General features: G+C 65.9%; 10 protein-coding genes. 7 read left to right on the top strand and 3 right to left on the bottom strand.

Annotation, left to right across the window (positions count from 1 at the left end; all coding sequences use genetic code 11):
• Window positions 1–9 precede the first annotated feature (9 nt).
• On the bottom strand, window positions 10–1,482 hold the full coding sequence (locus QFZ42_RS26175) for a M48 family metalloprotease (protein ID WP_307703773.1): 1,473 nt from the start codon (window positions 1,480–1,482) through the stop codon (window positions 10–12).
• 158 nt (window positions 1,483–1,640) lie between these two features.
• On the opposite strand from QFZ42_RS26175, the gene moaC reads away from it, so the two are divergent.
• The gene (gene moaC, locus QFZ42_RS26170) at window positions 1,641–2,123 is read left to right on the top strand and encodes a cyclic pyranopterin monophosphate synthase MoaC (RefSeq protein ID WP_307703772.1); all 483 of its coding nucleotides are present in this window, start codon (window positions 1,641–1,643) and stop codon (window positions 2,121–2,123) included.
• Here the strand turns inward: moaC and QFZ42_RS26165 are convergent, their stop codons facing one another.
• Window positions 2,124–3,848, bottom strand: a complete 1,725-nt coding sequence (locus QFZ42_RS26165; RefSeq protein WP_307703771.1) for a PglL family O-oligosaccharyltransferase — start codon at window positions 3,846–3,848, stop codon at window positions 2,124–2,126.
• Window positions 3,849–4,004: 156 nt separating this feature from the next.
• Between QFZ42_RS26165 and QFZ42_RS26160 the strand changes: the two genes are divergently transcribed.
• From QFZ42_RS26160 to QFZ42_RS26135, 6 genes are read left to right on the top strand one after another with little or no spacing between them, the layout of a single operon-like run.
• The gene (locus QFZ42_RS26160; RefSeq protein WP_307703770.1) at window positions 4,005–4,472 is read left to right on the top strand and encodes a type IV pilin protein; all 468 of its coding nucleotides are present in this window, start codon (window positions 4,005–4,007) and stop codon (window positions 4,470–4,472) included.
• Window positions 4,472–5,071 (top strand): GspH/FimT family pseudopilin, encoded by a 600-nt coding sequence (locus tag QFZ42_RS26155; RefSeq protein WP_307703769.1) that lies wholly within the window; start codon window positions 4,472–4,474, stop codon window positions 5,069–5,071. The genes QFZ42_RS26160 and QFZ42_RS26155 overlap by 1 nt, the downstream gene beginning before the upstream one ends.
• Complete coding sequence (gene pilV, locus QFZ42_RS26150) at window positions 5,071–5,502, top strand: type IV pilus modification protein PilV (protein WP_307703768.1); 432 nt, start codon at window positions 5,071–5,073, stop codon at window positions 5,500–5,502. The genes QFZ42_RS26155 and pilV overlap by 1 nt, the downstream gene beginning before the upstream one ends.
• Window positions 5,499–6,737, top strand: a complete 1,239-nt coding sequence (locus QFZ42_RS26145) for a PilW family protein (RefSeq protein WP_307703767.1) — start codon at window positions 5,499–5,501, stop codon at window positions 6,735–6,737. The genes pilV and QFZ42_RS26145 overlap by 4 nt, the downstream gene beginning before the upstream one ends.
• Complete coding sequence (locus QFZ42_RS26140) at window positions 6,734–7,378, top strand: pilus assembly PilX family protein (RefSeq protein WP_307703766.1); 645 nt, start codon at window positions 6,734–6,736, stop codon at window positions 7,376–7,378. The genes QFZ42_RS26145 and QFZ42_RS26140 overlap by 4 nt, the downstream gene beginning before the upstream one ends.
• A gap of 14 nt (window positions 7,379–7,392) precedes the next feature.
• Window positions 7,393–11,589, top strand: coding sequence for a PilC/PilY family type IV pilus protein (locus QFZ42_RS26135; protein ID WP_307703765.1), 4,197 nt, complete (start codon window positions 7,393–7,395; stop codon window positions 11,587–11,589).
• Between the two features lie 364 nt (window positions 11,590–11,953).
• Here the strand turns inward: QFZ42_RS26135 and QFZ42_RS26130 are convergent.
• Window positions 11,954–13,197, bottom strand: a protein-coding gene (locus QFZ42_RS26130; protein WP_307703764.1) for an IS3 family transposase whose coding sequence is annotated in 2 segments (ribosomal slippage) — window positions 11,954–12,900 and window positions 12,900–13,197 — 1,245 coding nt in all. Because the reading frame shifts where the segments join, the coding sequence is not laid out codon by codon here.
• Window positions 13,198–13,228 lie beyond the last annotated feature (31 nt).

The raw sequence follows: 13,228 nt of genomic DNA, 5'->3' as shown, positions 1-13,228 counted from the left end.
CCGCGCCCATCACTTCAGCGGCGGCTCTTCGGCTTGCCGCTTCACCATCACCTCCACGGCCCGCGCGCGGGTGTCGATGATCGACGCCTCGTAGTGGTCGATGGGCGCGCCCGGCTTGCGCATCAGTTCTTGCGCGGCCTTGAAGCGGTCGCGGGCCGCGGGGTAGTCGAGGATGGCGACATTGGCTTCCGCATCGGCGCGCACCGCGCGCAAGGTGTCGTTCTGCGCGCCATACAGATTGGCCAAGGCGCGCCAGGCAGTGGCGTCGCGCGGATTGGTTGCCACCCAGTCGCGCAACACCGGCACCATCGGCGCGGGCTGGCGGGTGGCCACGGCGGCATCGGCCGCGAGCAGCATCTCGGGCCGTTCTTTGGATTTAGCGTCGAGCAGGCTGGCGGCCTTGGGGGCGCCGCCGCCGGCTAGTTCGATCTCGGCGTTGAGCCAACGTGCCAGCTTGGCGGCGGAGGCGTCGTCGGCGGTGCGCGCCGTCAGCCGCTCGGCCAAGGCGCGTGCCGACTTCAAATCGCGCAGCTCCTTGGCTGACAAGGCCGCCGCGTAAAGCGCGCCGGCCTGCTGGGCTTGGCTGCTCCTGGCGAACTCACCGCTGGCGGCGGCGTCGACCCAGAGCCGCAGCACATCGACACCCGGCCGCGTGAGCACGCGCGCGCGTGCGGCGATCATCGCGTGGTCCATGGCCAACGGCATCGCCGGGGCCGTGTCGATGCGGAACTGGAAGCGCCCCTGCATGTCGGAGATGCGCTCGGACGTGAGCGGGTGGCTGCGCAGATAGGGGTACGAGCCGTTGTCGTTGAGGCGCGAGGCGTACTGCAGTTTTTCGAACATGGCCGCCGCGCCCTGCGGCGCAAAACCCGCCTGCGTCATCACGCCGAAACCGACGCGGTCGGCTTCGCGCTCCATGTCGCGCGAGAAGCTCAGCTGGTTCTGCATGAAGAGCGCCTGGCTGCCCATGATCACGGCCTGGCCCGCGTCGGGACTTCGGCTCTTGGTGGCCGCGATCATGCCGAGGATCAGGCCGGCCAGCATGAGCGGCATCTGCTTGCCCTGCTTGCTCATGATGCGCGAGATGTGGCGCTGCGTGACGTGCGACAGCTCATGCCCGAGCACCGTCGCCAGTTCGTCGCGGCTGCCGACCGTGGCGATCAGGCCCATGTTCAGGCCCAGGTAGCCGCCCGGCAGCGCGAAGGCGTTGATGTTGCGGTCGCGGCCCAGCAGGACGACCCAGGCAAAGCGCTCGTCGAGCTCGGGCGTGAGTTCGCCGCGCTGGCGTGCGGCGGCCAAGAGGCGCTGCCAGATCTCCTGCACGTAGGCTGCGACCACCGGATCGTCGATGTAGTCGGTGTCGCGGTAGAGCTCGCGCGCAATCTGGTCGCCCAGCTGGCGCTCGGCGCTGGCCGTCATTTCGCCGCCGTCGCCCAGGCCCGGCAGCACTTGCAGTTGGGCACGGGCGGGCACCGGCAGCATCACCTGGCACGCTATTAAAACGGAAGCGCACAACGACCGCAATGCGGGCGTGAATGCGGGTGTGAGACGGCTTTTTTTATCGGCAGAAGGAGTCAAGCGCGCATTCCTCGTCCATGGCTCGGGCTCGTATGATGCACCTTCACACCGAACGTTCACACATGAGCTCCCTCACCCATTTCGACGCTCAGGGCCAGGCCCACATGGTCGACGTCGCGGCCAAGCCCGCTACCCACCGCGTGGCCGTGGCCACCGGCCGTATCGAGATGCTGCCCGCCACGCTGGCGCTGATCGAATCGGGCACCGCAAAAAAGGGCGACGTGCTTGGCATCGCCCGTATCGCCGGCATCCAGGCTGCCAAGAAGACCAGCGACCTCATTCCGCTGTGCCACCCGCTCGCGCTCACGCGCGTGGCGCTCGCGTTCGCATTGGCCGAAGCGGGCCAGGCGCCGCAGGTGGTCTGCACCGCCACGGTCGAAACCGTGGGCCCGACCGGTGTCGAAATGGAAGCGCTCACTGCCGTGCAAGTGGCGCTGCTCACCATTTACGACATGTGCAAGGCGGTGGACCGGGGGATGCGGATCACCGATGTGCATGTGCTGGAGAAGCACGGCGGAAAATCCGGGAGCTACGTCGCTGGCTAGCTAGGGCGTTCGCTCGTCGACCGGCTGCCCCTTCAGCCAGCGCTCGTATTCCACCGGAAAGGCAATGCGGAAGCGCTCCGCCTGCGCCCAGGCTTCCTGGTCCCGCCCCGTCAACTCGGCGCTTTCGATCAGCTTGACGATCACGCGCGGCTCGGGCGAAAAATGCAGCGTACGCTCGGCCAGCGAATGCATCTCGGCGGCGTTGGCGGGCGTGACCTTGGTGAGCGTCAGCTCGGCAAAACCCACCTGCCTTGCAAAGAGCCAAGAGGCCTTTGCCTTGGCCAGCGTATCGTCTTCATAGGCCGGCAGCCGCTCGTCGCGCGGCAGGTAGATCTGGCTGATGCGGATGTAGTCCCAGGTGGCATAGCCGACCACCGCCGTCAACACGGCAGCCGCCACCGCCGACAGCATGGGCGCTTCGAGCCATCCGGCTTTGAGGCGTTGCCGCAATGAGGCAAGCTGGGCATCCCCGCCTCGGCTCGGCCACAGCATTCCCAGGCACAGCCCGAACACCAGCTGGAACGGCCCGTACCAGAGCGGGTATTCGAGCAGGCTGTGCAGCACGATGGCGCCCAGCATGCCCCACGCCATGAGCCGCGCCGGATCGCGTTCGCGCCAGGGCCGTGCCGCCAGCACCATCCAGATGAAGCCGCCGCAGATCAGCACCGAGGCCGGAATGCCCAGTTCCACGGCCAAGTGCAGCGGCAGGTTGTGCGCGTTGTCCAGAATTTCGGGGAACCGCGGCCCCACGTACAGCGTGCTGTAGTGCGCAAAGCTCAGTTCGCCCCAGCCCCACCCCGTCCACGGGTGCTCGGCGATCAGCGTGAGCACGTTGCGCCACAGAATCACTCGCGTGTGGTCGCCCGGCGCGCCCTCCTGCAGGCGGCGCATCATTCCTTCCACCTCGCTGGCCGTGAGCTGCGGCAGCACCCAGGCGATAGCGAAGTAGATCGGAACCATGGCCAGCAGCACGAGCGGCGGCGGCAAACTGAAGCGAATGCCTGTCTTGCCGGCCACACCGCGCCGCTCCCGCCGCGCGATGAAGGCGGCAACGCCCACGATCGACAGCAGTTGAAGCAGGCCCGTGCGCGAGGTGGACGCCGCCGCAGCCACCAACAGCAGCAACGCAGCCGCCGCGAGCCAGCGCCTGGTGCGCACTGACGGCTGCGTGGCATGAATCCACAGCGCCGCCACCAGCGCCATGCTGATCAGCGTGGCGAACTGGTTGCGCTGGCGCAGGTTGCCGTACGCCTGACCCAGCGCGGGTGTGGTGGTCCAGGGCACCAGAGGTTCGGCCAGGCCGTAGTACTGGAGCAGGCCGAGCACGGCGCTGACCAGGCCGGCTGCGAGGATGCCGGTCGCCAGGAACCCGGAAGCGGGCGGACCGCCGCGCGCCATGCCCGCTCCCACGCAAGCGGCGGCCGCCATCGCCGCCAATACCACCGCAACTGGCAACCACAGGGCTGCCGTGCCGTGCGAGGAAAGCACGACTGCCGCCATTCCGGTCGCCAGGCAGGCCCAGACACCGCGCGCCGGCGCGCCGGCTGGAACGGCAAGAAGCAGCGCCGCCACACAGATCCAGGTGGCCAGCAACTGCCAAGCCTGCACAGATGGACCGGCGACCAGCGGGCACAGAAAAGGGAACGCCACCAAGCCGGCGCGCACGGTGCCGATGGCTTTCGATGGGAGGGCGGTCGCCTCGAGCGGCGCTGCGCGGGAAGTCATTGCGCTGATTGTGCCGACCGGCCGAGCCGACGAATGGCTGCGAACGGGAGACGAGCGGTTTTGCAAAAAAACACAATTGGAGACATTCTTTGACAACTGTCTGTAACTGTTGCTCGCCCTCTGGCGAGAGGCCGAAAACCGGTCGAAAGGTGTCTCTTGAAGAAACAAGCAAGCTTTCTGCGTCGCGCTCCCCAGGCCCGGCGCGGCTCATCCGGCTTCACGCTGATTGAAGTGATGATCACCGTCGCGATCATCGGGATCCTGGCGGCCATCGCGATTCCCAGCTATCGCGATTACGTGTTGCGCGGCCAGCTCGTAGACGCGCAGAACGCGCTCTCGACGCTGCGCGCCAACATGGAGCGGTACTTCCAGGACAACCGGGACTACCGCTCTATTAACACCACCTTCATCTCGCCGTGCGCCGCGCCGGCTGCGGCAGGCAGTTTCGCCATCTCTTGTCCGACGCTGACAGCCACGGCTTTCACAGCGCAAGCCGTGGGCAGCGGCCCCACCAATGGCTTCACGTTCACCGTGGACCAGCAGAACACGCGCGTCACCGTTCGCGCGGGTTCGGGCTGGACACAGTGCACCACCGGCTGGACAACGAGGAAGTCGGGTTGCTGATGAAGACGCGAATCCATCGGCCGCGTGCCGCGCGCGGCTTCACGCTGATCGAGATGATGGTGACCGTGGTGCTGCTGAGCATTCTGATGGCGCTGGCGTTCCCGGCAATGAGTGGATGGGTACGCAACAGCCGCATACGCACGGTTGCTGACGCGCTGCAGAACGGCCTTCGTCTTGCGCAGACCGAAGCCCTGCGGCGCAGCCGCCAGACCGTCTTCTCGCTGACAGCCGACACGAACCCGGCGGACGGGCTCACCGCCGCGGCGAATGGCGCCAACTGGTCGGTCAACTTCGTGCCGCTCCTCACGGGCGAGGCAACCGATCCCACGTTCATCGAGGGCGGCGGCCTGACCGGGCTGGCCCCCGACGTCCAGATCACTGGCCCTGCGACGATCTGCTTCAACTCCCTGGGCCGCGTCGTCGACAACCCCACGCCTGGCACCGGCGTGGCGTGCAGCGCCGCGGCTGCGGCCTACAACATCACGATTCCGAATGCCGATCGCCCGATGCGCGTGCTGGTCGCCCTGGGCGGGCAGGTGCGCCTGTGCGATCCGGCCAAGGCACTTTCCAACACCAATCCCGACGGATGCCCCGCGTGATGAAAAACCAGCGCTCTACGCCCTCCCCCGCCCGCGCTTCGCAATCCGGTGTCGCGCTGATCGAAGTCCTGGTCTCGGTCCTTCTGTTCTCGTTGGGCATCCTGGGCCTCATCGGCCTGCAGACGCGCGCGATCAGCCTCTCGATCGATGCGGAAGACCGCAACCGCGCCGCCCTGATTGCCAACGACATCGCAGCCACCATGTGGACCACTCGCACTGTGTCCATCGACCCCGACGTCGGAGTACCTTCGTGGAACGACCGCGCCAGCAACCCGGAAGCCGGTGGCCTGCCCAGTGGCCGCGTTCGGATCACCTCGGACGTCGCGGCCAACACCGCCGACATCCTCATCACCTGGAGTCCCCCCCAGCGCGCCACCGGCGAACAGGCCAGCCGCCTCACCACGCGCGTCGCGCTGCCGCCCGCGCCATGAACATCCGCTCCAAACCCATTGCCCGCGCCGCGCAGCGCGGCCTGACGCTGATCGAACTGCTGGTGGCCATGGTCATCGGCCTGATCGTGGTGCTTGCCGTGACCAGCGCCGTCACCCTCGGCGAGGCGCACAAGCGCAGCACCACCTCCACCAACGACATGAACCAGAGCGGCTCCTATGCCGCCTACGCGATTGACCGCCTGCTGCGAAGCGCCGGCTCCGGCTTCGCGCAGACCGGCATGCGTGGGGTGTTCGGCTGCCGGCTGAGCGCGGCGCGCAGGATCGGTTCCGCCGCCACCACCATCCTGCCGCGAACCGCATCCGCGTTTCCGGCGCCGTTCAACACGCTGCTCGGCGGTGCCGGAGCGGCCGCGGCGGGCAATCTGCGGCTGGCGCCGTTCCTGATCGCCAAGGGGGCCGACGGTGCTTCGGACACCCTCGTGGTCATGGGCGGCAATGCGGCGGCGGGCGACGTGCCACGCCGTATCCGCTCCGGCTTCCCGGGCAACGACAACCTGCGGCTGGACAACACCATCGGCCTTGCGAACGGTGACATCGGGCTGGTGAGCTTAGACAACGGCACGTTCGATTCCGACTGCCTGATCGAGCAGGTGAACGTCACGGACGCGACGGCATTCGCCGCAGCGGGCAACGAAGTCCTGCCCATCGGAGGGCGCTACTTCACCTCGACGGGTGCCACCACCTCGCTTGCCACGCTTGCGGCAGGTGGCACGGCGCTCTTCACGCCGCTCGGCAATGTGGGCGCCAACAACCTGCAGTTCCAACTGGTCGGCGTGAACGCCGATCGCACGCTGGTCGCCTACGACCTGCTGCGGGCAGCTGGCACTGGCAGCGACGAAGGCACCGACGCCTCGGCCATGCAGGCGCTGGCCGACGGCGTCGTTGCAATGTACGCGGTGTACGGCGTCGACACCGACAGCAACGGCGTTGTCGACACATGGATCGATCCCGCCGCTGCGGGTTATGCGATTGGCACCCTCATGCTTGCACCTGACACCATGCGCCACATCGTGGCGGCGCGCGTGGCGCTGGTCATGCGCGGCAGCCTGTTCGAGAAGGAACCCGTCACGAGGGAAAGCCTGACCATCTTCAGCGACCTCCCGGCCGATCGCCGGCGCACGCTGACCATCGCGGCCGAGGACCGGAACTTCCGCTATCGCGTCATCGACACAACCATCCCGCTTCGCAACATGCTGTTGCTGCCTTTCCCATGAAGACACTTTCCAAGATGCACGGTCCGGCGCGCCAGCGCGGCGTGGTTCTGCTGTTCTGCCTGATCATCCTGGTTGTGCTGCTCGCCGGGGGCGTGGCGGTCATGCGGTCGATGGACACCTCGCTCTTCGGCGCAGGCAATCTCGCCTTCAAGCGCGATCTGGTCAATCAGGGCGAACTCGCGATCGCGAAGGCCATGCGGGAGTTCCAGACCAGCGGCGCACTCGTCACGGCGGACGGCACCGCAAGCCACCAGCCAGCGGCAAACTACAGCGCGGTCCAGCTCGCCACCAATGCCAAGGGCATTCCGGAGGTGCTGCTGAAGAAGACCGACCTGACCGGACCCGACGTGGCGGGCAACGCCTTCACGCCAACCGGCACGCCCATCGCGGGCAATGGCGGCGTCACCGTGCGCTACGTGATCGATCGCATGTGCAACGTCACGGGTACGTTCTCAGTCATCGGCAAAAGCGGCTGCGTCTACACCCCGTCGACCACCGACACGTCGAGTGGCGATCAGAGCCAACTGGCCACGCCCGGCCCTTCCATCCCCAGCCCGCCCATCTACCGCGTCTCAGTTCGCGTCGACGGTCCCCGCGATACGCAGGTGTTCCTGCAAGCCTCCTTCACCAAGCCCGAATAGGGCACAGGCGAATCATGAAAACAAGAATTCGTTCGTTCGTTCGCGGGCTGCGCCGCGTGACTATTGTCACCGGCGTTGGCTTGGCGCTCGGCAGTGCCATGATCGCATCCGCGATTCCGCTCGCCAATCAGCCCGTGTTCTCAACCTCGGAGGTCCCAGGCAACCTGGCACTGGCTCTGTCGGTGGAATGGCCCACGGCATCGCGCACGGCCCACGTCGGCGACTACGCCAGCACTACCAACTACCTGGGCTACTTCGATCCGGCCAAGTGCTACCTGTACCAAGTCGACACCACCGCTAACGGCGTCAGCACCGTCGACAAGGGCGACTCCAGCTACTTCTACCCGGCCGGCGCCGCCACCAACCGCACCTGCACGGGTGCCAATGACGACAAGTGGAGCGGCAACTTCCTGAACTGGGCTTCCACCGCCACCATCGACCCCTTTCGCTGGGCCATGACGGGCGGACGGCGCGTGGTCGACACGGCCAGCTCCACCATCCTCGAGAAAGCGTGGCACGGCAACCGCAGCCTCTTTCCGGACCGCAACCTCACGCCATCCGCCATCGCCGGCGCCACACCCTTCAACGATGCCACTGCATTGGGCGTGAGCATTACCAACCGCGGCTTCAAGATGCGCATGACCGCCACGGGCGGCAGTGGCAATCGCACGATGTCGGCGCAGTACTTCAACAACATCACTCTCAACAACCCGGTGATCGCCACTGTCACCACGGACACTGCCAACCACGACTGGGGAAACGGAAGTCCGGTGACCGGCATCAATGCCGACAACTTCTCGGCGCGCTTCAGCGGAACCTATACGGCGCCCGAGGCAGGCAATTACACCTTCCGCACCATCAGCGACGACGGCGTGCGGCTCTGGGTGAAGACCGGCAACGGCAACAATTTCGGCAACAACGATCTCCGCATCGACAACTGGACCGATCACGGCTCGACCACCAACGACTCGGCCACCATCGCCCTGACCGCTGGCCAGCAGTTCCGCGTGCAGATCGAGTACTACGAGAAGGGCGGCGGCGCGGTAATGCAGTTCCATTGGCGCACTCCTTCGTCGACCACCTTCAGGCCGTTTTCCGAGTCCGGTCCGGTCGATGGCGACTTCACGATGCGCGTGAAAGTGTGCGACCCTTCGGCCGCAGCCGGTGGACTCGAAGCCAACTGCAAGGCCTACGGCGCCAACTACAAGCCTGAAGGGCTGATCCAGAAGTACGCCGACAAGATGCGTTTCAGCGCCTTCGGCTACCTGAACGACAGCAGCGACCAGCGGGACGGCGGCGTGCTGCGCGCCAAGCAGAAATTCGTCGGCCCGACCGCGCCGTCGCCCGGGGAGGCACCCGCGGCCAACACGAACAAGGAGTGGAGCGAAACCGACGGCACTTTCGTCCGCAATCCCGACGCCGCCGATGCGACCGCGACCTCGGATACAACCGGAGTGGCCATCGCGGACAGCGGCGTGATGAACTACCTGAACAAGTTCGGCCAGATCCTTCCGGGCGACTACAAGAACTACGACCCAGTCAGCGAGCTGTACTACGCGGTCATGCGGTATTACCGGAACCTCGGCAATGTCTCGGCGTGGAGCTCGATGGGCACTGCCGACGCGCCGACGAAGACCAGTTGGGTTGACGGCTTCCCCGTGATCACCAACTGGAACGACCCGATCCAATACTCGTGCCAGCGCAACTTTGTGCTGGGCATTGGCGACATTTATACCCACGTCGACAAGAATGTGGCCGGCAACACCACCTACCGCACTCGCGAGCCAGCCATGCCGACCGAGGTGGCGAACGACAACACCGTCAATGCGGTCACGGCCACCAACCGGGTGGGCGCGCTGCAGGGCCTGGGCAACCTGGGCAACACAAACAGCTACAGCGGCCGTGATAACTCCGCCTACATCGCAGGCCTCGCCTTCGACGCCAATACCAAGGACATCCGACCCGACGTGGCGGGACGGGCCAACACCATCGGCAAGCAGACGGTCAGCACCTACTGGGTGGACGTGCTGGAGCAACCCTTCCAATACAACAACCAGTTCTACCTCGCTGCCAAGTTCGGGGGCCTGGACCAGAAGAAGCTGCCGGCCGACTTCGACCCCTACACCTTCGCCGGCACCATTCCGCTGGACTGGTGGTCGACCAGCGGCGAGACGCTGACCGACACACGTGCCGCGAACCTGACGCAGCCGCGTCCCGACAACTACTTTGCCGCAGGTCAACCCGACACGCTGGTGAGGGGCCTGACGCAAGCCTTCGAGCGCATCGTGAACGCCATCCAGGCGTACACCACCTCTTTCTCGCTCTCTGCCCTGCAGGTCTCGGCCACCGGTTCGGCTTCGTATGCCTCGCAATACGACGCACAAGATTGGACCGGCGTGGTAAGTGCGAGCAGCATCAGCTTTGCCACCGATGGCACACCCTCGCTCACGGCGGCATGGAACAGCACCGACAAGCTCGCGACGCAATTCGCGGGCACGGGCTGGAACACCGACCGGCGCATCGCCACCTGGAACGGTACGGCAGGCGTGCCCTTCCGTATCGGTAACCTCACCACCGGAACGGGCAGCCAGGCGACCGCGCTCGACACGCTCTACGTCACCGGCGACGACAGCAGCAACTACTTGAACTACCTGCGCGGCGATCGCAGCCAGGAAAAGACTGCAAGCGATGGGACCAAGCCCTATCGGCTCCGCAGCAAGCTGCTGGGCGACATCGTCAACTCGAAGGTGAAGCCGGTCGGCCCGCCTGCATCGGCCTACTCCGACGCGGTGAACCGCGGCTATGCTGCCTTCAAGACGGCCAAGGCCACGCGCCCGACGATGGTCTATGCCGCCGCGAACGACGGCATGCTGCATGCATTCCGCGGCGAACTCACCGGCACCGATGCTGGCCGCGAACAGTTTGCCTACGTGCCGAGCGCCCTCTTCAACGGCCCGAACAACCCGGCCACGCCGGCCGCGGACGGCCTGGCCCAATTGGGCAACCCGAACTACCTGCACAAGTACTACGTCGATGCCACACCCGAGGTGGTCGATGTCGACTTCGACCGCGCCGGCGGCACCTTCGCGGCCACTGGGTCGAACTGGCGTTCGCTGCTGGTCGGCGGCCTTGGCAAGGGCGGCAAGAGCTTCTACGCCATCGACGTGACCGACCCTGGCACGATCACCGATGAAACCATCCTCGCAAGCAAGGTGCTGTGGGAGTTCACCGATCCGGACATGGGCTTCAGCTACGGCGCGCCCCTGGTCCTGAAGACCAAGCGCTATGGTTGGGTGGTGGTGCTGACCTCGGGCTATCACAACGACACCAGCAACCACAACGGCTACCTCTACTTCGTGCATCCGAGAACCGGCGCGTTGCTGCAGAAGATCAGCACCGGTGCGACGGCCAATGGCATGACCCATGCCACGGCCTTCATCACCGACCTGACCGACGGCACGGCCGACGCGATCTACGTGGGCGATCTCAACGGCCAGCTCTGGCGCTTCGATGTGACAGCGCCCGCGGGCACGACCACGGACTACCCCGCACCGACCAAGATCGCTCTCTTCACCGATGGCGCCACGACCCCGGTGGCCCAGCCGATTACCTCGCGCCCCCTGGTGCAGATCCAGCCCACGACGCGCAAGCGCTACGTGATGGTCGGCACCGGCCAGTTGCTCGATTCGAGCGACATCAACTCCGCCGCGACGCAAAGCTTCTATGCCGTCATCGATGGAACCGCCACGGCCTTCAAGCCGGCCGACAGCACCATGCCCGCGACACGGAGCACGCTCACCGCCGTCACCAATCTCGTGAGCGGCACCGTCGTGCCTGCCGAATCGCGCGGCTGGTACCTCGACCTCGGCACGCAAGGCGGCATAGGCCTTCGCATGGTGGCCAGCCCGATCGCCTTCAACGGCATCGTGGCGTTCTCGTCGCTGCTTACCAGCGGCGACGCCTGCAGCCCCTCGGGCCAGAGCCGGATCTATGCCATCGACTTCAACACCGGCCGCACCGCGCTGACCGACGGTGCCGCGTTCGTGCAATCCACCACCGCGGTTACCGACCTCAAGTTCGTGGGCGTCGACGGCACAGTGCGCCTGGTCTCCGGCGACGTGCGCGGCAATCTGGACAAGATCCGCTTCACGCCGCCAGGTGGTCCCTCGCTGCGACTGCTGAACTGGCGGGAAGTGCCGACGGCGGATTGAGCGCCGCAGTCGAATCGCTTCGGCTGACCGGCTTGCTGCAGCTGTACCAGCGACCTGGCTTGGCGCTTGCCAGCGTCTCTCCAGAAGAGCCGGGGCTGCTCGGTGCTCATCGCCTCGGTCTTCGCTTCGGACTTCCAGGCCTGATCCGCGCGAACTGCAAGGTGCTCTTCTGGGTCTTAGCGTCCTTGAACTGAATCTCGCCTGTCCGGCTGGCACAGGCGCGGAAGCATCTGCTGAGCGAGGGGGCGATGGCCTGCCTGGGGGTCTTCGTCCACGACGAACATGCAAGCCCCGCATTTGTGAGTCATGCGGACCCCTGCTACTCGCCGTCGCTTGATCTTGCCCCCGTATTTCAGGACACGGGCTATTTGCAATGTAGCGTCTGCTCGATCTGAGCAAGGCGCTGGTGGGCAGCGCGATGCTGCCTGAACTCCCTGGGTGATTTCATCTTCAATGCCGAGTGCGGATGCACCTCATTGAAGTGCTCGAAGGCTGCGGCCATCTGCGCCATCACCGTTCTCGCGTCGACAAGGTCCATGCGGCTGACGTAATCGCGCTTGAACGTGTTCACGAAGCTCTCAGCCATGCCGTTGCTCTGCGGGCTGCACACGGGCGTGTTGACCGGCTTCAAGCCCAGTTGTCGAGCGATCTGCCGGGTCTCGGCCGCGATGTACGCGCCTCCGTTGTCCGAGAGGAACTCCAAGGCGTGAGTCTCGGGGACGCCCTCGATGTCGCCGAAGCGCTTCTCCACGGCCTCGATGAGCATCTCGCGCACCGGCTCGCCCGGCAGCCCCTTACCTTCCCACGCCCGGTAAGCCAGGATCTCGCGGTCGCAGCAGTCCTTGGTGAAGGTCGCGGTCACGGTCTGCCCCGAATCACACTTGATCTCGAAGCCGTCCGAGCACCAGCGCATGTCGCTGTGCGCGACGGCCACCTTGCCCTCATGGGGCCGGCTGGACTGGCGCCGTCTCGGCGCCTTCGGTAGCAGCAATGCATGAGCCGCCATCACGCGGTAGATGCGCTTGGCGTTCACTCGCGGCGCACCGATGGTGGCTCGATGCCGGTTCACCAACGCGCAGGCACGCCGGTAGCCATAGGTCGGCAACTCGGTGATCTGGGCCTTGATCTCGTCGAGCAAGGCCACGTCGCTTGCAGGCGCCGTGCGTCGTGTCCGGGCGTCGATCCAGGACTCGGGGCGAGCTTGCAAGCGATGAATGTTCGAGCGCGCCAACCCAAGGACTTGGCAGACGGCCTTCACTGGCCGTCCCCGTCCAGCAAGGGCGAGCGCGCAATCCACTTTTTTTCGGCGGCGTACTCCACAGCTTCCTTGAGGATCTCGTTCTCCAGCGTCTTCTTGCCAAGCACGCGCTGTAGCTTGGCGATCTCGGCACGAGCGGCTGCCAGTTCCGAAGCCGGCACCACAGCCTCGCCCGCCGATACAGCCGTCAGCGCCCCTTGCCGCTCCAGCTTGCGCCACTGGAACAGCAGGCTGGCGGCAACGCCTTCCTGACGTGCGACGAGCGACACGCTCATGCCAGGTTCGTAGCTTCGACGAACCAGTGCGGCCTTCTCTGCAAGGGACCAGCGCCTGCGGCGCTGGTCCCTCATGATCACTTCGACGGTATCCGTATTCCTAGTC

The sequence above is a fragment of the Variovorax paradoxus genome (assembly GCF_030815855.1).
GTDB lineage: Bacteria > Pseudomonadota > Gammaproteobacteria > Burkholderiales > Burkholderiaceae_C > Variovorax > Variovorax paradoxus_M.
Note: the sequence above shows the minus strand (reverse complement) of the source record. Positions and strands in the feature narration are given on the sequence as shown.